We start from the raw sequence: 19286 nt of genomic DNA, 5'->3' as shown, positions 1-19286 counted from the left end.
CGCGCCCCTCAGCGCGGCCCGTGCGCGCGTCACCCGTGGGCGTCCGGCCGTCGGGCGGGAGCCGGGCGCAGCGCCGGCCAGCGCGCGAGCATCCGCTGGCGCAGGTCGGCGCAGAGCGCGGCCACCCCACCCAGCTCGGCCCGCCCGTGGGCCGACCCGGCCACCACCCCGAGCCGGTGCAACAGCCGCTGCCGGGCCGAGACGGTGCCCCACGTCCAGTCCTCGTGCGGCAGCCGGGCCAACTGGTCGACGGTGCCCCGGTACGCCCGCTCGACCAGGGCGTCCCCCCTGATCAGCCAGCCGGCGCAGGCGTCGACCAGGTCCAGGCGCGGTGTCTGGCCGGTGTGCTCCCGCCAGGTCGTCGCGTAGGCGCGCTCGGCCCGCGCCAGCAGCGCCGGGGCCGCGGTCGTGACGCACCAACAGGTGGGGAACCCGATCCGCAGGTAGGCCAGCTCGACCAGGCCGCTGCCCCACGACGCCCCTTCGAGGTCGATGAACGTGACCCCGTCCGTGGTGTGCAGGTCGTTGCCGGGGCAGGGGTCGCCGTGGAGCAGCGCCCGTCCGGGAGCCGCGTCGAGCCGGCGGGTCAGCGCGGCCAACTCGGCCGCCACACCGGGCCGAACGGCCGCCCCGAGCTCGGTGGCCAGCGCGAGGAACGAGGCGATGTCACCCTCGTCGGGGCCGCGCCAGCGGGGCAGGACGTCCACGATCTCGGGCCCCGCGCTGGCGTGCAGCGCGGCCAGCGCGCGGGCGTAGGGGACGATCCACCGCGCGGTCGGCGGCCGGTGTGCCACGTGCGCCAGCACCATGACCCGCGCGTGCGGATCGGTGCCCCACACCGCGGGCACCACGGGGCGCCTCGCCCCGGAGGCGAGCCGTAGCGCGGCCACCTCGCGGGCGTACCGCTGTCCGGCGTCGGCCCCGCCGACGATCTGCTTGACCACCGCGGGCCCGGCGTCCAACTCCACCCGCCACACCCGTGAACGCGGGCTGCTCTCCAGCGGTCGAGCGGTCCGGGGCCGGCCCAGCGCGGCGCGTAACCCGTCGCTGAACGGCGGTTGCGAATCCATCGGCGCATCGTCGCACGCCCCCGCCCCGGCCGCGCGCTGTCGTCCGGCGGCCGGTCAGGCCGGGTCCTTGGGCGCGAGGTGCTGCCCGTAACAGAGACAGAAGGGGTGGCCGGCCGGGTCGGTGAGGACGAGGAAGCCGGCGCGCGCGCCGCCGGTGTCGTGGACGAGCGCGGCGCCCAGGGACTCCACCGCGCGCCGGGCCCGCTCCACGTCGGCGCGCGTCTCCACCTCGAAGTCCAGGTGAAAGTGCGGCGGGTGGGCCGGGTCGGGCCAGCGGGGCGGGTGGTAGTCGGCGACGCGCTGGAAGGCGAACCGCTGGCCGCCGGGGCCGGTGAGCGTGACCCAGTCGGGGTCGTCGGCGTCGCGCCGCCACCCCAGGACGGTGGCGTAGAAGCCGGCCAGCGCGGTGGGGTCGGGGGAGTCGATGACGGTGCACTGGAGTTTCGCGATCATGGAGGCAGGGTGCACGCGTCGACGGTCGGAGTCCATCACCGTGCCCGAGCGGCCCGCCCGACCGCCCGCGCTCCGTTCCCGCGCCCGCCTGCCCCGGAGTGCGCCGGGTGTCGCCGGGTACGCCGGGGCGCCGGCGGCGCTGGGGGAGTGGGAGCGGGCGGGTGCGGGCCGGTAGGGCCGGGCGGGCTTGGTGGGCGTGCGCGGTGGTGGGTTCGGCCTGGCCGGAGGGTCGCCCTGGCCCGGAGGCGGCGGCGGGCCGGGCCGGTGGTACCGGTGGGGCTCGGAGCGGGTGCGGGCGGGCGGCGCTGACCTGGCCGGGCGGTCGCGGCGGGGCGCTGGCGCGGTCGGTCGTTCGCGCCGTCGCGCGCCCTGTTAGCGTGGCGCCGTTTGCCGCCCGTGACCGCATCGGGAGACCCACGCGATGAACGACCAGCCTGACCTGCCCGCACGCTCCGCCCAGCGGACCCTTCCCGCGACGCCGGCCGGTGAGCCGGAGACCGCCACCTCGGATGACGCGGCCGTACGCGCCGAACTCTCGCGGCTGCGGGACAGCATCGACAACATCGACGCGGCCGTCGTCCACATGCTCGCCGAGCGCTTCAAGTGCACCCAACGCGTCGGCCGCCTCAAGGCCGACCACAAACTGCCCCCCGCCGACCCGGCGCGCGAGTCCCGACAGATCGCCCGGCTGCGCGAGCTCGCCGAGAGCGCCAAGCTCGACCCCGGGTTCGCCGAGAAGCTGCTGAACTTCATCATCGCCGAGGTGATCAGGCACCACGAGCAGATCGCCGACGACGTCGTGGCCAACGGCGGCCCGGCCAGACACCGCGCGTAGCCCCACACCACCGGCAACGGCACACCCCGCGCGGCGGCCTCGTACCGGGCCGCTCCGCCGCGTCCTGACCACTTCGCGCGCGCGTGCGCGGGGCGTGCCGCCGCCCGAGACGCCTCCGCGCGCGTACGCGTGGGGGCCGGCTCCCGGGCGCGGTGTGCGATGCCCCCGCCCCCGCCCCCGCGCGCACGCGGGTGCCCCCGCCACACCGCCGCTCCCGTGGCCAGCGCCACGGGCCCCGCGCGCCTGGCCGCTCCCGCGTACACCGCGTCGGTCGCTCCGAGGCGGGGGCCCGGCGGCGCGGCGACCCGCACCTGGTGTCGCCGTTACGTCCGCGCGCGTACGCGGGTGACCTGGCGCTCCCCTCGCCCCCGGCAGCTTTGTAGGCCCGCGCCCGTACGTACCGGGGCGGCCTGGCGCCCCTCCCGTGCGCTCGCCCGGGGCCGGGGGCTCGGCCGTGCGCCACGGCGGCCCGCCCACGCCGGCGCCCCGCCGCCCCCGTGCCCCCGGCACCATGCGCCCGCGCGCGCGTACGCGGTTGGCCCACCTCCGGCCCCTGCCCCGCTCATGGTGGAGGCCCACCCGCGCGGGTGCCCTGGCGCCCGCCCACCCCGTGCCCCCGCCGAGCGGTCAGGGCCCAGCGGCCCCGACCGCTCGCCCACGGTGTCTCGCGCACGCCGGTGTCCCGGCGCCCCGCCGCTTCGGCGCGGCCCCGGCTCGGTCGTTCAGCTGGTCCTTCCGGCCGCTCGTAGGGCGAGGTAGTGGGCGCGGCGCTCCTCGTCGGCGGCCAGGGCGACGCCGGCCCAGGTCATGGCGCGGGCCGCCGCGAGGACCGCGTCGTCCGCGGCCTCACCCCCCGTCCACTCGGCGAACTCCCTGGTGTGCGGCGTGCTGTGGGAGCCGATGAGGCCCAAGTGGGGGTGGATGGCGGGCAGCGCCCTGGTCACGTTCCCCATGTCGGTGGACGCGCCGAGGCGGCGGGGGGCGCCCGCCGGCTCGGCGGGGGAGCGGCCGGCCGCGCGCAGGCCGTCGGCGTACCGCGCCATGAGCCAGGCGTCGTTGCGCAGATCCAGGTAGTCCGGCTGGGTGGGCTCGACGGTCACGGCACAGCCGGTGGCGAGCGCGGCGCCACGGAAGCAGTCCAGGACCCGCTCGCGCAGCGCGGCCAGTTCCTCGGCCGTGGGCGTACGCACCTCGAAGGCGAGCACCGTGCGCTCCGGGATGATGTTCGACTGCTCGCCACCGTCGCGGACGATGCCCGACACGCGGTACCCGTCCGGCAGCTGCTGGCGCAACTGCCCCACCGCCACCTGCGCCACCACAGCCGCGTCCGCCGCGTTGACGCCCAGGTGCGGGGCGAGTGCCGCGTGCGCGGCGCGGCCGGTGAACGTCACCGCGAAGCGCGCCACCGCCGTGGTGGACGAGCGCGGATCGATGTCGTCGGCCGGCCCCGGGTGCGCCATCATCGCCACCGTCACCTCGTCGAAGGCGCCGCGTTCGAGCATCAGCACCTTGCCGCCGCCCGCCTCCTCCGCCGGGGTGCCCAGCAGGCGCACCGCGAAGCCGAGTTCGTCGGCGACCGCCGCCAGACCGATGGCCGCTCCCGCGCTCGCCGCGCAGATCACGTTGTGCCCGCAGGCGTGTCCGAGGCCCGGCAGCGCGTCGTACTCGGCGCACACCCCGATCGTCAGCGGCCCCGTGCCGTACGAGGCGCTCAGCGCCGTCGGCAGGTCGTAGGGGCCACGGCGCACGGCGAACCCGGCCTCCGTCAGGAGCGCCGCCAGCCGCCCCGCCGCGCGGTGCTCGGCGAAGGCCAGTTCGGGATCGGCGTGCAGGGCACGGCTCAGTGCCGTCAGGCGGTCGGCGAACGCGTCCACGCGCTCCAGCGCGCGCCGCCGCGCGGCGACCTCACCGGGCCGGTCCCCGCCCGCGCGCCGGCCGTCCGCGAGCCCGTCGCCGCCCGTCATCGCCGACCCCCACCACGCGCCGGCTCGACCCGGCGCGGCGCGGCGAACGCGCCCGGCGCGGGCTCGGTGGCGCGCGCGTTCGCGTCACGTGCCGGCCCGGTGGCGGGCATGGGCACCCGCGCGGCGTGCGGGAGCGTGCCAGCGCGCGGGAGCGGCGCGCCGTACGCCGGTGGTGGGGCGGGCGTCGGCGGCGCGCCGTGCGCGGCCGGTGGGGCGGGTACGGCCGGTAGGGCGGTGCGGGGCGCGGGCCCACGCCGTGCGGAGGCCCGGCCGGGCGGGGCGGATATGCCGATCGTCATGCCACCACCCTGCCACCGCGCACCCGCCACCACCTCGCCCCCGGCACCATCTCGCCCCCGGCGTCACTTCGCCCCCCGGCACCACCGTGCCGCCGACGCCACCGGGCAGGGCACCACCCCGCCCCCGACGGCAACCCTGCCGCGCGGCACCGTCCCGCCATCGCGTGGCGCCCCGCCCCACCGGCGCGAGGCCGCCTGCCCCACCACGTCCAGGCCACGGCCGCGCGGCCCTCCCGCTCCGCCGCCGCGAGAGGCACCCCGCCCCGCCGCCGCGAGGCACCCCGGGGCACGTCCCACCCCATCGCCGCGCGGCACCCCGCCCGGTGCCCCGAGGCACGCCCCAGCTCCGCGACGCGCCCGGTCGCCGCCGCGCGGCATCCCTCCCGCCACCGTGGGACGGTCCGCCCGGCCGGCGAGGCCACCGCGTCCCGCGCCCCCGCACGCGCACCCTCACCCCCTCGCCACGAGGCACCTCCGGGGCACCCCGCCTGGCCGGCGAGGCCACCGCGGCCTGCACGGACGGCGGGGCGTACGGCAGCATGTCCCCATGTCCGTACTGACGCGCGACGAAGCGCAGACCCGTGCCGCCCGCATCGGCCTCCGCCGGTACACCATCGACCTCGACCTGACGCGAGGTGCCGAGGTGTTCGGCTCCACCACCTCCGTGCGCCTGTGCGTGCTGGAGCCGGGGGTCGACACCTTCATCGAGCTGGAGGCCGCCGCGCTGCACCGGATCGCGCTCGACGGCAACGACCTCGACCCCACGCTGTACGCCGACGGCCGCTACCCGCTCACCGGGCTCGGCGAGGGCGAACACGAGGTGCTGGTCGAGGCCGACATGCACTACTCGCGCACCGGCGAGGGCATGCACCGCTTCACCGACCCGGCCGACGGCGAAACGTACCTCTACACCATGTGCTGCATGTCGGACGCGCCCAAGGTGTTCGCCTGCTTCGACCAGCCCGACCTCAAGGCCGTCTTCGAGGTCAGCGTCACCGCGCCGCCCGAGTGGACCGTCCTGGGCAACGGCATCGCCACCCGCGTCGGTGACACCGCCGACGGCCGCTGGCAGCTCGCCCCCACCCAGCCCATCAGCACCTACCTGATGGCGCTGGCCGCCGGCCCCTGGCACTCGGTGCGCACCCGGCACGCCGGGCTGCCGTTCGGCCTGCACGTCCGCCGCTCGCTCGCCGAGTACCTCGACGCCGACGCCGAGGAGCTCTTCGACATCACCCGGCGCTGCTTCGACCGCTACCACGAGATCTTCGACGAGCCCTACCCCTTCGACTCCTACGACCAGGCGTTCGTCCCCGAGTTCAACTCCGGCGCCATGGAGAACCCCGGGCTCGTCACCTTCCGCGACCAGTTCGTCTTCCGCTCCGCCGTCACCGAGGCCGAGCGGCAGAGCCGCGCCATGGTCATCGCGCACGAGATGGCCCACATGTGGTTCGGCGACCTGGTCACCATGCGCTGGTGGGACGACATCTGGCTGAACGAGTCGTTCGCCGAGTACATGGGCTTCCAGATCCTCACCGAGGCCACCCGGTACACCGACACCTGGGCCGACTTCGGCGTGCGCCGCAAGAACTGGGGTTACGACGCCGACCAGCGCCCCTCGACCCACCCCGTCGCCCCCGAGCCCGACGCCGTCCCCGACACGGCCGCCGCCCGCCTCAACTTCGACGGCATCTCCTACGCCAAGGGCGCCTCCGCGCTGCGTCAACTCGTCGCCTGGCTCGGCGAACAGCACTTCTTCGCCGGCATCAACGACCACTTCACACTGCACCGCTTCGGCAACGCCACGCTCGCCGACTTCATCGACGCCCTCGCCCGCGCCTCGGGCCGCCCGGTGCCCGAGTGGGCCGACGCCTGGCTGCGCACCACCGGCGTGGACACCCTCACGCCACGGGTCAGCGAGGTGCCCGGTGGTTGGGAGCTGCGGCTGTCCCACGAGGGCAGCCGCCCGCACCAGCTCACGATCGGCTGCTACGACCGCGACCCCGACACCGGCCGCCTCATCCCCCGCACGCCGCTGAGCTGGAACGTCCCCGACGACCGGGTCTACGTCACCGAAGGGCCCCGCCCCGACCTCGTCCTGGTCAACGACGGCGACTACGGCTACGTCAAGATCGGCTTCGACGAGCGGTCCTGGACCACCCTGACCGAGTCCCTGTCCGGGCTGCCCGACGCGCTGTCGCGGGCCGTGGTCTGGAACGCCGCCCGCGACCTGGTGCGGGACGGGAAGCTGGCACCCACCAGCTACCTCGACGTGCTGCGCGCCCACCTCCCCGAGGAGAGCGACGTCGTCATCACGCAGGGCGTGCTGGCCTTCGCCCGTGGCCAGCTCGCCGACCGCTACCTGGCGGCCGACCAGCGCCCCGCCGCCCTGGCCACCCTCGTGGACACCTGCCGCGACCTGCTCGACCGCACCGCCGACGGCTCCGCGCCCGGCCTGCGACTGTCGGCCGTGCACACCCTGGTCGACAGCACCGACGACGCGGCCGAACTCGGCGACTGGCTCGCCGCCGGCACCGTGCCCGGCGGTCCCGTACTCGACCCGGAGCTGCGCTGGCGCCTGCTGCTGCGCCGCTCCGTGCTCGGCGCCGTCACCCTCACCGACATCGAGGCGGAACTCGCCCGCGACTCCAGCGCCACCGGGCAGGAGGGCGCGGCCCGTTGCCGCGCGGCCCTGCCGGACGTGGCGGCCAAGGAGGCCGCCTGGGCCGAGCTGTTCGAGAAGGACGACCTCTCGACGTACCTGGCCACCGCCACGGCGGAGGGTTTCTGGCAGCCGGAGCAGCACGAGCTGCTGCGCGCCTACCTCGCGCGCTACTTCCCCGCGGTCGCCGACCTCGCCGCCCGGCGCGGCCCCGCCATCGCCCAGGCCGTCGGCCGCTTCGGGTTCCCGCACCACGCGGTGGACGCGAACACGCTGCGGCTGGGCGAGGACTGCCTGCGCGACGCCAACCCCATCCCCGCCCTGCGTCGCCGGCTCGCGGACGAACTCGACGACCTGCGCCGCGCCCTGCGGGTACGCGAGGGCCAGCGGACCACCGCCGCGACGGGCTGACCCCGTACGGCGCCGCCCCGCCGCCCCGTCCCGGGGCGGCACGGGGCGCTCCGCGACGTGGCGCGGACCCCCGGGTCGCGTCGCCGCCCCGGTGCCACGTGGCCCGCCACGGCTGGCACGCACGGCGCGTTGGCGGACCGGACGCCAGCGCCCGCGACCCGCGCCCGCGACCCGCGCTCGTGGCCCGGTGCGCCGCCCCGCCCGACCGGGGCCGGCCGGTCCCGGGCACCCGCGACCCGCGCCCGCCTCTCGCGCCGCCGGTGCGCCGCTCGTACGCGGTGCTGTCGGCCCGCCGTCGGGCCAACACCCCTTCCGTGCCGCCAATATCGCCATACGTCGTGTCGCGCGTGCCGTGGACCTAGGTCCGTGGTCGCAGGGCGGCTCCGCCCAACCGGCGATCCGGAGGGGCCTTCCGGTTCACTAGCCTGGCCGTGTTCATCAGCAGACCCCCTCGCCGCCCCGGCCGGACCGTCACCCCACGCCCCACCCCGCCCGGTGCCGCGCCCTCGCCCGCGCCGCACGCCCCGTACCGAGCGGCCCACGCCGGTCGACCGGCGTGCCACGGCGACGCCGACGACGTACGGGCCGGCTCGGGGCGGGTTCGACAGGAAGGCGGCACAGCCGTGATCGTGGTGACCGGAGCCACCGGAAACGTGGGGCGCTCGCTCGTCTCCCAACTCGTCGCCGAGGAGCGGCCCGTACGCGGCGTCACCCGCGACCCCGCCCGCGCCGACCTGCCCCCCGGCGCCGAGGCGGTACGCGCCGACTACGCCGACCCCGCCGCCCTGGACGCGCTCTTCGTCGGCGCCACCGGGCTGTTCATCAACCTCAGCGCGGTCGGCTCGCACACCCAGGACCTGCTGACCGCCGCCGTGGCGGCCGGTGTGCGGCGGGTGGTGCTGCTGTCCAGCGGCGCCGTCGACGACGGCGCGGACGAGAGCAACCCGCTGGTCGCGCACCATCTCGTACCGGAGCGCGCGGTCGTGGCCAGCGGCGCGCGGTGGACACTGCTGCGACCCAACGCGTTCGCCACCAACGCCTTCCAGTGGGCGCCCCAGATCCGCGACGGCGACGTGGTGCGCCACCCGTTCGCGGGCGCGCGCACCGCGCCCATCCACGAGGCGGACATCGCCGCGGTCGCCACCCGGGCCCTGCTCGACGAGGGGCACCACGGGGCGGCCTACCGGCTCACCGGCCCCGAGGTCCTGACCGCCGCCGAGCAGGTCGCGGCCATCGGCACGGCCCTCGGCCGCGACCTGCGCTTCGACGAGGTGCCTCGGGAGGAGGTCAGCCCCGACCTGTTCCCGCACGTGCCGCCGGCGATGCTGGGCACGATCCTCGACGCGTTCGCCGCCGCGGTCACCGCGGAGACCGAGGTCACCACGACGGTCGCCGAGGTCACCGGCCGCCCGGCCCTGACCTTCGCCCGGTGGGCGACCGACCACACGGCCGACTTCACCCGCCCCACCCCCTGACCCCCACCCGCCCCGCGCCCACCCGCACCAGCCGTCTCCCTGGCCTCACGCGGGCCGCCACCCGACCCCAACTCGACGGTGCCGCGTAGCCGACATCGCGTAGCCGACGCCACTCCCCAGCCTCACCGCCCGACGCCCCGGCCCGACGCCCCGGCGTACGGACTCCCGCCCGGCCCCGCCCCCGCGCGGGGCCGGGCCCATCGGCCCTCCATCGCCCCCTGCCGGCCGCTCCCACCCACCAACCCGCGTCGTACACCGCGCCTCGCGGCCCACCACCCCACTCGCGGCCCCGCCCCACCACCCCGTGCGTATCCGTACGCCACCACACGCCCCACCTCGCGCCCGCACTCCACCGCGCGTCCGTGCGCCGAGTCGCCCGCCGCCGCATCGCTCGCAGGCCCGTACGCCGTGCCCCGCGCCGCCCGTCATACCCCACGCGCCCCGGAGTGCGGGCCCCGTCCCGCACGCCCGTACCCGGCCGCCTGTCGCGGCGCGCGGGAGCGGCCGACGCACCCACGCCCCGAGGCCCCCGCCTGGCACGCCCCGATGCCCCGCCCCGCGCGAACCCCGCGCACCCTCGAACCCGCCCCGCGCACCCGCGCGACCCCCTCGCGCCCACGCCCGCGCGACCCCACCCCAACTCGCCCCGCGCGCGCCCACGAGCAGCCCCCGCCTCCGGTCGGGCGGGCGCCGTCGTGCCCGCCCGCCGCTCCCTCGTACGGGGCCCGTGGCTCCCCCGTACGAGAGCGCCGCTCCCTCGTACGGGCTCGGGGCTACCCCCTAACGGGTGGTGTCCCGGCATCGGCTGCCGCGCCCGAGGGCGACGCCAGTAATTTGGGCCGACCTCACACCCGCGACTCCCTTAATTGGAGGGCACATCCGTGCCTGTGCCCGTTGCCGACGCCGACGCCGACCCGCCGCTTCCGCCCCTCGCGGGTGGCGCCGCCGGCCCGCGCGCGCTGCGCCCGCTGCTCGACGCCGTCCTGGAGACCGTGGCCGCCGGCGCGCGCGACCGCGCCGGCCCGCTGCCACGGGGCGGACCGGAGGCCGTCGCGCGGGCCGTGCGCCACACCGTGGGGCAGGCCATCCCCGCCGAGGGCACCGGAGCCGACGAGGCGCTGCGCGCCCTGGTGCACGCCGTCACCGTCGGCGCGGCGGACCCCGCCGACCCGCACTGCGCGGCCCATCTGCACTGCCCGCCGCTCGCCGTCGCCGTGGCGGCCGACCTCGCCGCGAGCGCCCTCAACCCCTCGCTCGACTCCTGGGACCAGGCCCCGGCCGCCTCCGAGCTGGAGGCCCTCACCAGCCACGCGCTCGCCGCCCTGGTCTACCCCGCGACCCCCACGGCCGACGCCCTGGTCACCACGGGCGGCACCGAGTCCAACCAACTGGCCCTCCTGCTGGCCCGCGAGGAGGCCACCCGCCCCGCCCCGGCGACCCCCGCCGCCCGCCCGGCCGACCACCGGCCCCCCACCCGCACCCCGGCGCACGCCCCGGCGGCCCCGGCCGACCGCACGCCCAGCGCGTCCCCGCCGACCGACCGTGCCCCCGCCGGCCCCCCACCCACCAGCCGTACGCCGGCCGATCCCGCCGCGACCCCTCCCGCACCGGCCGACCACGCGTCGAGCGCCCCCGTCTGTGCCCCGGCCGTCGAGCGCGCGGCGGGCGGGCCGCGCCCGGGAGCGCACGGCCTGCCGCACCCGCGCCGCCACCCGGGCCCCGCCCGCCCGTGCCGGCCGCTGCCCGAGCCGCCGGCGCTGCGCGTGGTCTGCGGCGAGAACGCGCACCACAGCGTGGTGCGCGCGGCCTGGGTGCTCGGGCTGCCCGACCCGGTGGTGGTCGCCACCCCTCGGGGCGTGCTCGATCCGGCCAGCGCGGCCGCCGCGCTGGGTCAACTGCCGCCCGATGCACCCCGGTTGTTGGTGGCCACCGCGGGCACCACCGACACCGGCGTCATCGATCCGCTGCCCGAACTGGCGGACGTGGCCGCCGCGTACGGTGCCCGGCTGCACGTCGACGCGGCGTACGGCGGCCCGTTGCTGTTCAGCGCCGCCCACCGGCACAAGCTGCGCGGCATCGAGCGCGCCCACAGCGTCACCCTGGACCTGCACAAGCTGGGCTGGCAGCCTGTCGCGGCCGGCCTGCTCGCCGTACCGGACCGGGCCGACCTCGCACCGCTCGGCCACCGCGCCGACTACCTGAGCGCCGCCGACGACGCCGAAGCAGGCTTCCCCGACCTGCTCGGCCGCTCCCTGCGCACCACCCGCCGCCCCGACATCCTCAAGGTCGCCGTCACACTGCGCGCCCTGGGGCGCAACGGGCTGGGCGAGCTCGTGGACCGCACGTGCTCCGCCGCGCAGCACCTCGCCGACCTCATCGAGGCCACCCCGGGCCTGGAACTGCACGCCCGGCCCGTCATCAGCACGGTCCTCTTCCGCCCCACCGGGGCCGACCCGCCCGCCGTGGCCCGCGCCCGCCGCCGACTCCTGGCCGAGGGTCGGGCCGTGCTCGGCCGCGCCGCCCGCCCCGACGGCCTGTGGCTCAAGGCCACCCTCCTGAACCCGCACATCCAGCCCAGCGACCTCGAAGCGCTGGTGAAACTCGTGGAAGGCCACCGCACCGGATGAGCACCACCGACCTCACCTCCCCCTCAGAGCCCCAGTTCCAGGCCCCCGCCACCAGCCCCGAGCAGCCCTACGACCTGGCCGGGATCGGCATCGGCCCCTTCAACCTGTCCCTGGCCGCCCTCGCCTACGGCGTCCCGGGCCTGCGCACCGCCTTCTACGACCAGCGGCCCGCCTTCCGCTGGCACCCCGGCCTGCTCATCGAGGGCACCACGCTCCAGGTGCCCTTCCTCGCCGACCTCGTCACCCTCGCCGACCCCACCAGCCCCTGGACGTTCCTGAACTACCTGCACGACCAGGATCGACTCTTCCCCTTCTACTTCGCCGAGCGCTTCCACATCAGACGCGCCGAGTACGACGCGTACTGCCGCTGGGTCAGCGAGCACCTGCCCGGTCTCTACTTCCGCCACCACATCGACGCCGTGCGCTGGAACCCCGACCGCGAACTCTTCGAGGTCGACTACGCCCAACTCGACGCCGACGACGAGGTGGTGGCCCTGGGCCGCGCCTACGCCCGCCACCTGGCGCTCGGCGTCGGCACCGCGCCCCACGTGCCCGAACCACTGCGCCCGCTGGCCGACGCGCCGGGCGTCCCCGTCCTGCACTCGGCGCACTACCTCGACCACCGCGCCGAACTGCTGGCCGCCGACCACGTCACCGTCGTCGGCTCGGGTCAGTCCGGTGCCGAGGTCTTCCTCGACCTGTTGCGCCGCCGCCCCTCCGGACACGAGGGGCTGCACTGGCTCACGGGCACGGCCGCCTTCGCGCCCATGGAGTACAGCAAGCTCGGCCTGGAACAGTTCACACCCGACTACACGCGCTACTTCCACGCCCTGTCCGAGCCCGCCCGCGACGCGCTCCTGCCCAGCCAGTGGCAGCTCTACAAGGGCATCGACCAGGCCACCATCGCCGCCATCCACGACGAGCTGTACGACCGCACGCTGGAGGGCGGTTGGCCCGACGCCGTCCTCACCCCCGGCGTGCGGGTGCGCACCGCGGGCCGCGTCGGCACCTCGACCATCGAGCTGCACGTCGAACACGAACAGCAGCACACCCGCACCCGGCTCACGACCAACGCGGTCGTGCTGGCCACCGGCTACCGCGAACGTCCCACCGACACGCTCCTGGCCGACCTGCAACCCCAGCTCCACCGGGACGGCACGGGGCGCCCCCTGGTGGACGAGCAGCAACGACTGGTCCTCGACCCCGCCATCAAGGGCTCGGTCTACGTGCAGAACGCCGAACGCCACACGCACGGCGTCGGCACGCCCGACCTCGGGCTCGCCGCCTGGCGCGGCGCGGTCATCCTCAACTCAGTCACCGGCCGGCTGGCGTTTGCGCTTCCGCGCCGGACCGCGTTCACCACCTTCGGCCTCGATCCGACGGTTCGCGGCGGCGGCCAGCGCGGCGGCAAGCTCACCGATCAGCGCGACCGTCACACCGTCGCGCGGACATGACCACACCGCCTGGCCGCGCCGTACGACCGGGGCGAGCGGATGCGCGTTGGGATGGGCGGGGCACTCGGGCCACACCGCGGGCATCGTCGCCGCGCACAGTGCCTCCACCGCCCACTCCTGCACCTGGTCGGCGAGCTCCGTCACCTGCTGGGCCCGTGGCTGGCCGAGCATCGTGGAGATGCCCATCCCCGAGCCGTCCGGCTCGTACAGCATCACCCCCGCGACACCGCCCACACCCGCGAGCTCCTGTGCCCACGCGTCCTCGGCGAAGCGAGGACGCACGGCGCATGAGGCAGCTAGATCCCGGCGAACGGCTTCGAACGCGACGGCGAACTCCTCATTCATCCTTTCATTGTGCTGACCGCGCCCGTTCCGGGAGGGATTTGCTGACACCCTTTAACGGTTGTTGACGCCCTTTAACGGTTCCTGAACGAGGGCATCTCACCCCGGCATGTGCCACCGCCCCGACCGCCCTCTGCGCCCACCCGCCGACCGCGTCGAACGTGCGGGTCATCGGGGTCGTCCGGGCACCGGCCCGGCTCGGCGGCGCCGCCTAGCGGCAGCAGGGGCACTGGACGTAGGGCCGGTGCTCCAGCGGTGAGAAGAAGACCGGCGCGCCGTCGCGGGTCAGCTTCCAGTCCTGGGTCGCGAACCGCTCCGGATCGATGGTCCCCTCCGCGCGCACCCAGGCGATGATCGTGTTCCGGATCTCCTCCGACGTCGACCACACCACCCGCGCCGAGGCGACGTGCGGGAAGTCGCCGCCACCGCTGGCCCGGTAGTTGTTGACCGCCAGTACGAACCGCGCGTCGTCGGCCACCGGCTTCCCCTCGAAGCACAGCTTCGCGATCCGCCGCCCCGGCTCCCGGGCGATGTCGATCTCGTACGTCAGGCCGCTGACCACGTCGTAGCTGTAGTCCGGCGTCCCGTTCGCGTTCGTCAGCCTCGCCGGGTCCACGCCGCCGCCCGGCGCCGTCCGCACGTAGTAGCGCGCCGAGAACTCCAGGTACTCCCGCACCTGCGCACCGGTCAGCAGCCGTGCTTCCAGGGCGTTGTCGAACGGGTACAGGCCGGCCACCTGGCGAATGGTGACCTCACCCGCCGGCACCACGGCCGTCCGCGAGAAGCACGACGCCTGCGAGAGCACCGGCACCGAGGCGTACTCGGTATCCGCCAGCGCCGCCCGCACGGTCCGTGTCTGCACGTGGTTGACGAGGTCGATGATCGGCGTGTCCTTGTACGGCGCCTCGTCCGCCGCCATCCGCCGCGCCGAGGTGCCGATCACCTGGTTCACGTACGCCACGACCTTCGCGTGCTCGGCGCCGAGCAGCCCGGTGATCGCGGGGTCCTCGGCGACGGCGTTCGCGTTCAGCACCCTCGCCCCCACCGACTCCACCCGCCACCGGCCCCGCTCCCAGGCCAGGGCGAAGTCGAACCGGGTCAGCCGCTGCCCCCACTTCAGCGGTTCCGAGAGCACCACCTCGCGCCCGGTCTCCTCGTTCACCACCCGGTACTCGGGAATCTCCTGGTGCGCGTGCCCCACCAGGATCGCGTCCACGCCGGGCACCTGACGCGCCACCAGCGTCGCCGCGTTCTCCGCGTGCGGCAGCTGGTCGCCGTAGGAGGAGGCGCCGCTGGTGCCCGAGTGCGCCGCGACGATCACCACGTCCGCGCCCATCGACCGCAGCCGTGGTACGTACGTCGCCGCCCGCTCCACCAGGCCGGGGAAGGTCAACTCGCCCTGCACGTGCGCCTTGTCCCACACCGCGACGCCCGGATTGGTCAGCCCCAGCACCGCCACCCGCACCGGCCGCCCCAACGGCGTGCGCAGCCGCGTCATCCAGTACGGCGCGAACGCCGGCCGGCCCGTGCGCGCGTCGAGCGCGTTCGCGCCCAGCAGCGGGAAGTCGCACTGCTCGGCGAACTTCCGCAGCACCGGGACGCCGTAGTCGAACTCGTGGTTGCCCAGCGCCGCCGCGTCGTAGCCGATGGCGTTCATCGCCCTGGCCATCGGGTGCACCGGGCCGCCGGGGCTGGTGATCGGCTCGACCCTGGCGTAGTAGTAGGACAGTTGGGTGCCCTGGATCGTGTCGCCGGCGTCGAGCAGCAGCGTGTTGGCCGCGCCCCGCTCCGCGCGGACCTGCCGCACCAGCGTGGAGATCTTGGCCAGCCCGACGTCGTTGTGGTCCCGGTCGTCGAACTCCGCGTCGGTGAAGTAGTCCCAGTTGAAGACGTTGCCGTGCAGGTCGGTGGTGCCCAGCACGGTGAACTCGTACCGATCGCTTGGCCGGCCGTGGCCGCGCCCGCCCGTCGGGGACGCGGCGGCGGTCGCCGTCCCCGCCAGGGCCACCGCGGCCCCCGTCGCCGCCGAACGACCCAGGAACCTCCTACGGTCCAGTGGCATCTCGTGGTTCTCCCTACTCCAGCAGCCCGGCCCAGCGCGCCCGCGCGCGATGGCGCGCGCGGGCGGGTCGCCCACCCGGACCGGTCGATCCGACACCCCGGGTGGCCCTTGACCACATGACTACCTGATGCGCGGACCGGCTGCGAGAGTGGCCCCCATGACGACCACCACACCGCTGTCCTACGGAACGCCCGAGACCCCGCGCGTCGCGGTGCGCGGCGAGGCCCACATCGAGGTCGACCCGGAGATCGCCCGCCTCGGCATCGCCGTCAGCGCCCGGGGCACCGACCGGCGCGGCGCGCTCGACCACCTCACCCGCCGCAACAACCAGGTCCTCGACCTGGTCAGGTCCTACGGCGACGCGGTCGAGAAGCTGGAGACCGGCGCCTTCAGCATCACCCCGCAGCTCACCGACAAGGGCCGTCACGAACGCGTCCGCGCCTACCACGGCCGGGTCTACCTGACCGCCACGCTCACCGACTTCAGCGCGCTCGGCGAGCTCACCACCCGCCTCGCCGACCTGGAGCTGACCAGCGTCGACGGCCCCTGGTGGGCGTTGCGCCCCGACTCGCCAGCCCACCGCGAGGCCCGCCAGCAGGCCGTCCGCGAGGCGGTCAAGCGGGCCCGCGAGTACGCCCAGGCGCTGGGAGCCGAACTCGCCGCCCTCGTCGAACTCGCCGACATCGGCGCGGAGAACGCCCCCGCGCCGCCGCCGGTCGCCGGTCTGCGCGCGGCGGTCCCCGGCTACGGCGGCGCGTCGGACCAGGCACCGGCCCTCGACCTCGAACCCCGACGGCAGACCGTGTACGCGCACGTCAACGCCCGCTTCACCATGACGCGTCCCGCCCTGTGAGAACGGCGCGGGAGGCCCCGGCACATCGCTCATCGGAGCGACCCCGCGCACGTTTCATTAGTTGTCAAGAGCCTTTCACGTAAAGGTCGTTGGGCTGTAGGGAGTTCACGGTTCTCTACCCGTTGGTAGGTCATAGGCTCGACTCATGCGCCGAGCGAAAATCGTCTGCACCCTGGGCCCCGCCACCGACTCGTACGAGCAGATCAAGAGGCTTGTCGAGGCCGGCATGGACGTCGCCCGCTTCAACCTCAGCCACGGTTCCTACGTGGAACACGAGGAGCGGTACCAGAGGGTGCGCCAAGCTTCTCGGGAGACCGGCCGCAGCGTCGGTGTCCTCGCCGACCTTCAAGGCCCGAAGATTCGCCTCGGCCGGTTCCGTGAGGGGCCCGTACTCCTTGAACGCGGCGACGAGTTCACGATCACCGTCGAGGAGGTCGAGGGCGACCGGCACGGCTGCGGCACCACCTACGAGGGCCTGGCCGGCGACGTGACGCCCGGCGAGCGCGTCCTCGTCGACGACGGCCGGGTCACCCTGGAGGTGACCGGGGTCGACGGCCCGCGCGTACGCACCCGGGTCATCGAGGGCGGCATGGTCTCCGACCACAAGGGCCTCAACCTGCCCGGCGTCGCCGTCTCGGTCCCCGCGCTGTCCGGCAAGGACGTCGAGGACCTGCGCTGGGCGCTGCGTATCGGCGCCGACGTCATCGCGCTGTCCTTCGTGCGCGACGCCGACGACGCCCGCGACGTCCACCGGATCATGGCCGAGGAGGGCCGCCGGCTGCCGCTGATCGCCAAGGTCGAGAAGCCGCAGGCGGTGGAGAACCTGGAAGCCATCGTGGACGCCTTCGACGGCATCATGGTGGCCCGTGGCGACCTCGGCGTCGAGATGCCGCTGGAGTCCGTGCCGATGGTGCAGAAGCGCGCCGTCAAGCTCGCCAAGCGCAACGCCAAGCCGGTGATCGTGGCGACCCAGATGCTCGACTCGATGATCGACGCCTCCCGGCCCACCCGCGCCGAGGCGTCGGACGTCGCCAACGCCGTCATGGACGGCACCGACGCGGTGATGCTCTCCGGCGAGACCAGCGTCGGCAAGTACCCGATCGAGACGGTCCGGACCATGGGCCGCATCGTCGTCGCGGCCGAGGAGGACATGCTGGCCAAGGGGCTGCCGCCGCTGACCGAGCGGAACAAGCCGCGGACCCAGGCCGGCGCGGTCGCCCGCGCGGCGGCGGAGATGGGGGACTTCCTCGGCGCGAAGTATCTGGTGGCCTTCACGCAGTCCGGCGACACGGTCCGTCGCCTCTCGCGCTACCGCTCGCCGATCCCGGTCCTCGCCTTCACGCCCGACCCGGACACCTACGCCCAGCTCAACCTGACCTGGGGCGTGGAGACCTTCCTCGGCCCGCACGTCGAGTCGACGGACGCCATGGTGGCCCAGGTGGACGAGGAGCTGCTGCGCATCGGCCGCTGCCAGAAGGGCGACGTGGTCGTCATCACCGCCGGCTCGCCCCCCGGCGTCGCCGGCTCCACCAACCTGGTCCGCGTCCACCGCATCGGTGACGACCCCGGCCAGTAACTCCCGCCACGACCGGTCATTCGCTCAGCGAGCCGTACCCCGGCTCGCTGAGCGTGTGCGCGGGGCGCTCCCATTCCGCGTGAAACGCGGATTCATGACCGGATTCCGTATTCACGGCGACCGCGTCCCAGCCACGCTCGCACCCGCCCCGCACCCGGGGCACGGCACGGGCGGAACGCCGGAATAAGGGGGAGTGGCAAGGCGTGAGAAGCACGGCATTTACCCGATGTACGCGGCACCGCAATCCGGGCCCGAAAAGCCGATCGCCATATGTGCATTCGGTCCGCGTCGCGTTGCGACGTTCATCACGGCGAATGAATCCCGCCAGTGGAGAACGAACCTTGGAAGCGAAATGAAGTGCCCTGGGTGGGATTCGAACCCACACTGAATACTGTTTGAGAGTATCGTCTCTGCCATTGGACTACCAGGGCTGACCTCAGAAACAGAGGTTAGCGGAAAGACGCTGTGCGTCAAACATACAGGAGCTAGGTAGGCTCGTGGGGCACCACCTGCCTGATTCGAGGAGTCCCGTGAGCGACGTCGAGCCTGAGCCCGTCGATGAGCAGCAGTCGCACGTCCCGCCGTTGACCACACGTGTCGTCATCGCCGAGGACGAGGCCCTGATCCGCCTCGACCTGAAGGAAATGCTCGAAGAAGAGGGGTACTCGGTCGTCGGTGAGGCCGGAGACGGCGAGCGCGCCGTCGAGCTGGCCCGAGAGCACCGTCCCGACCTCGTCATCCTCGATGTGAAAATGCCGATCCTGGACGGCATCTCCGCCGCCGAGCAGATCGCCGCCGACAGCATCGCCCCGGTCCTGATGCTGACCGCCTTCTCGCAGCGCGAACTGGTCGAGCGGGCGCGCGACGCGGGAGCCATGGCCTACCTGGTCAAGCCGTTCAGCAAGAGCGACGTGGTCCCGGCCATCGAGATGGCCGTCTCCCGCTTCACCGAGCTCAAGACGCTGGAGAAGGAGGTCGCCGACCTCTCCCAGCGACTGGAGACCCGCAAGCTGGTCGACCGCGCCAAGAGCGTGCTCCAGACCCAGTACGGGCTCACCGAGCCCGCCGCCTTCCGCTGGATCCAGAAGACGTCGATGGACCGCCGCCTGTCCATGCAGCAGGTGGCCGAGGCGGTCATCGAGGACGCGGCGGAGAAGAAGGCGGCCAAGAGCGCCAAGGAGTCCTAGCCGCCGCCCGCTCCGCCGA

General features: G+C 74.9%; 12 protein-coding genes and 1 tRNA gene. 8 read left to right on the top strand and 5 right to left on the bottom strand.

Annotated features, from left to right (window positions below):
- Positions 1–29 precede the first annotated feature (29 nt).
- Both ACFVFR_RS13100 and ACFVFR_RS13095 read right to left on the bottom strand, forming a co-directional pair.
- Positions 30–1070: an aminoglycoside phosphotransferase family protein gene (locus ACFVFR_RS13100; RefSeq protein ID WP_383700564.1), complete on the bottom strand. Its 1041-nt coding sequence runs from the start codon at positions 1068–1070 to the stop codon at positions 30–32.
- 54 nt (positions 1071–1124) lie between these two features.
- Complete coding sequence (locus ACFVFR_RS13095) at positions 1125–1523, bottom strand: VOC family protein (protein WP_383700562.1); 399 nt, start codon at positions 1521–1523, stop codon at positions 1125–1127.
- A gap of 421 nt (positions 1524–1944) precedes the next feature.
- On the opposite strand from ACFVFR_RS13095, the gene ACFVFR_RS13090 reads away from it, so the two are divergent.
- The gene (locus ACFVFR_RS13090; protein ID WP_383700560.1) at positions 1945–2358 is read left to right on the top strand and encodes a chorismate mutase; all 414 of its coding nucleotides are present in this window, start codon (positions 1945–1947) and stop codon (positions 2356–2358) included.
- 722 nt (positions 2359–3080) lie between these two features.
- On the opposite strand, the gene ACFVFR_RS13085 is transcribed toward ACFVFR_RS13090, so the two are convergent.
- Positions 3081–4322 carry an amidohydrolase gene (locus ACFVFR_RS13085; protein ID WP_383700558.1) on the bottom strand — a complete coding sequence of 414 codons (1242 nt, stop codon included), beginning with the start codon at positions 4320–4322 and terminating at the stop codon, positions 3081–3083.
- Positions 4323–5168: 846 nt separating this feature from the next.
- On the opposite strand from ACFVFR_RS13085, the gene pepN reads away from it, so the two are divergent.
- From pepN to ACFVFR_RS13065, 4 genes are all read left to right on the top strand, one after another.
- Positions 5169–7691, top strand: a complete 2523-nt coding sequence (pepN, locus tag ACFVFR_RS13080) for an aminopeptidase N (protein ID WP_383700556.1) — start codon at positions 5169–5171, stop codon at positions 7689–7691.
- A 623-nt stretch (positions 7692–8314) separates the two neighbouring features.
- Positions 8315–9166 carry an SDR family oxidoreductase gene (locus tag ACFVFR_RS13075; RefSeq protein ID WP_383700553.1) on the top strand — a complete coding sequence of 284 codons (852 nt, stop codon included), beginning with the start codon at positions 8315–8317 and terminating at the stop codon, positions 9164–9166.
- 881 nt (positions 9167–10047) lie between these two features.
- Complete coding sequence (locus ACFVFR_RS13070) at positions 10048–11793, top strand: pyridoxal phosphate-dependent decarboxylase family protein (protein ID WP_383700551.1); 1746 nt, start codon at positions 10048–10050, stop codon at positions 11791–11793.
- Entirely contained in the window at positions 11790–13247 is a 1458-nt protein-coding gene (locus tag ACFVFR_RS13065; RefSeq protein WP_383700549.1) for a lysine N(6)-hydroxylase/L-ornithine N(5)-oxygenase family protein, read from the top strand. The genes ACFVFR_RS13070 and ACFVFR_RS13065 overlap by 4 nt, the downstream gene beginning before the upstream one ends.
- Positions 13248–13800: 553 nt before the next feature.
- Here the strand turns inward: ACFVFR_RS13065 and ACFVFR_RS13060 are convergent.
- Positions 13801–15651, bottom strand: a complete 1851-nt coding sequence (locus ACFVFR_RS13060) for a bifunctional metallophosphatase/5'-nucleotidase (protein ID WP_383700547.1) — start codon at positions 15649–15651, stop codon at positions 13801–13803.
- Between the two features lie 157 nt (positions 15652–15808).
- Between ACFVFR_RS13060 and ACFVFR_RS13055 the strand changes: the two genes are divergently transcribed.
- Together ACFVFR_RS13055 and pyk are read left to right on the top strand one after the other, a co-directional pair.
- Positions 15809–16504 carry an SIMPL domain-containing protein gene (locus tag ACFVFR_RS13055; RefSeq protein WP_383700545.1) on the top strand — a complete coding sequence of 232 codons (696 nt, stop codon included), beginning with the start codon at positions 15809–15811 and terminating at the stop codon, positions 16502–16504.
- Positions 16505–16649: 145 nt separating this feature from the next.
- Complete coding sequence (pyk, locus tag ACFVFR_RS13050; RefSeq protein ID WP_383700543.1) at positions 16650–18080, top strand: pyruvate kinase; 1431 nt, start codon at positions 16650–16652, stop codon at positions 18078–18080.
- A gap of 358 nt (positions 18081–18438) precedes the next feature.
- Here the strand turns inward: pyk and ACFVFR_RS13045 are convergent.
- Positions 18439–18511, bottom strand: a tRNA-Leu gene (locus tag ACFVFR_RS13045).
- 99 nt (positions 18512–18610) lie between these two features.
- Between ACFVFR_RS13045 and ACFVFR_RS13040 the strand changes: the two genes are divergently transcribed.
- Positions 18611–19267, top strand: a complete 657-nt coding sequence (locus tag ACFVFR_RS13040; protein WP_383700541.1) for an ANTAR domain-containing response regulator — start codon at positions 18611–18613, stop codon at positions 19265–19267.
- Positions 19268–19286: the final 19 nt, after the last annotated feature.

Origin of the sequence: Streptomyces sp. NPDC057702 (assembly GCF_042799315.1) — a bacterium.
GTDB lineage: Bacteria > Actinomycetota > Actinomycetes > Streptomycetales > Streptomycetaceae > Streptomyces.
The sequence above is the reverse complement of the archived record's forward strand: the minus strand, read 5'-3'. Positions and strand labels throughout refer to the sequence as shown.

Bases quoted from the DNA above. Each gene is read 5' to 3' on its own strand.
- ACFVFR_RS13055 (WP_383700545.1), top strand. From the start codon at position 15,809: ATGACGACCACCACACCGCTGTCCTACGGAACGCCCGAGACCCCGCGC.
- ACFVFR_RS13100 (WP_383700564.1), bottom strand. From the start codon at position 1,070: ATGGATTCGCAACCGCCGTTCAGCGACGGGTTACGCGCCGCGCTGGGC.
- pepN (WP_383700556.1), top strand. From the start codon at position 5,169: ATGTCCGTACTGACGCGCGACGAAGCGCAGACCCGTGCCGCCCGCATC.
- ACFVFR_RS13065 (WP_383700549.1), top strand. From the start codon at position 11,790: ATGAGCACCACCGACCTCACCTCCCCCTCAGAGCCCCAGTTCCAGGCC.
- ACFVFR_RS13085 (WP_383700558.1), bottom strand. From the start codon at position 4,322: ATGACGGGCGGCGACGGGCTCGCGGACGGCCGGCGCGCGGGCGGGGAC.
- pyk (WP_383700543.1), top strand. From the start codon at position 16,650: ATGCGCCGAGCGAAAATCGTCTGCACCCTGGGCCCCGCCACCGACTCG.
- ACFVFR_RS13060 (WP_383700547.1), bottom strand. From the start codon at position 15,651: ATGCCACTGGACCGTAGGAGGTTCCTGGGTCGTTCGGCGGCGACGGGG.
- ACFVFR_RS13090 (WP_383700560.1), top strand. From the start codon at position 1,945: ATGAACGACCAGCCTGACCTGCCCGCACGCTCCGCCCAGCGGACCCTT.
- ACFVFR_RS13095 (WP_383700562.1), bottom strand. From the start codon at position 1,523: ATGATCGCGAAACTCCAGTGCACCGTCATCGACTCCCCCGACCCCACC.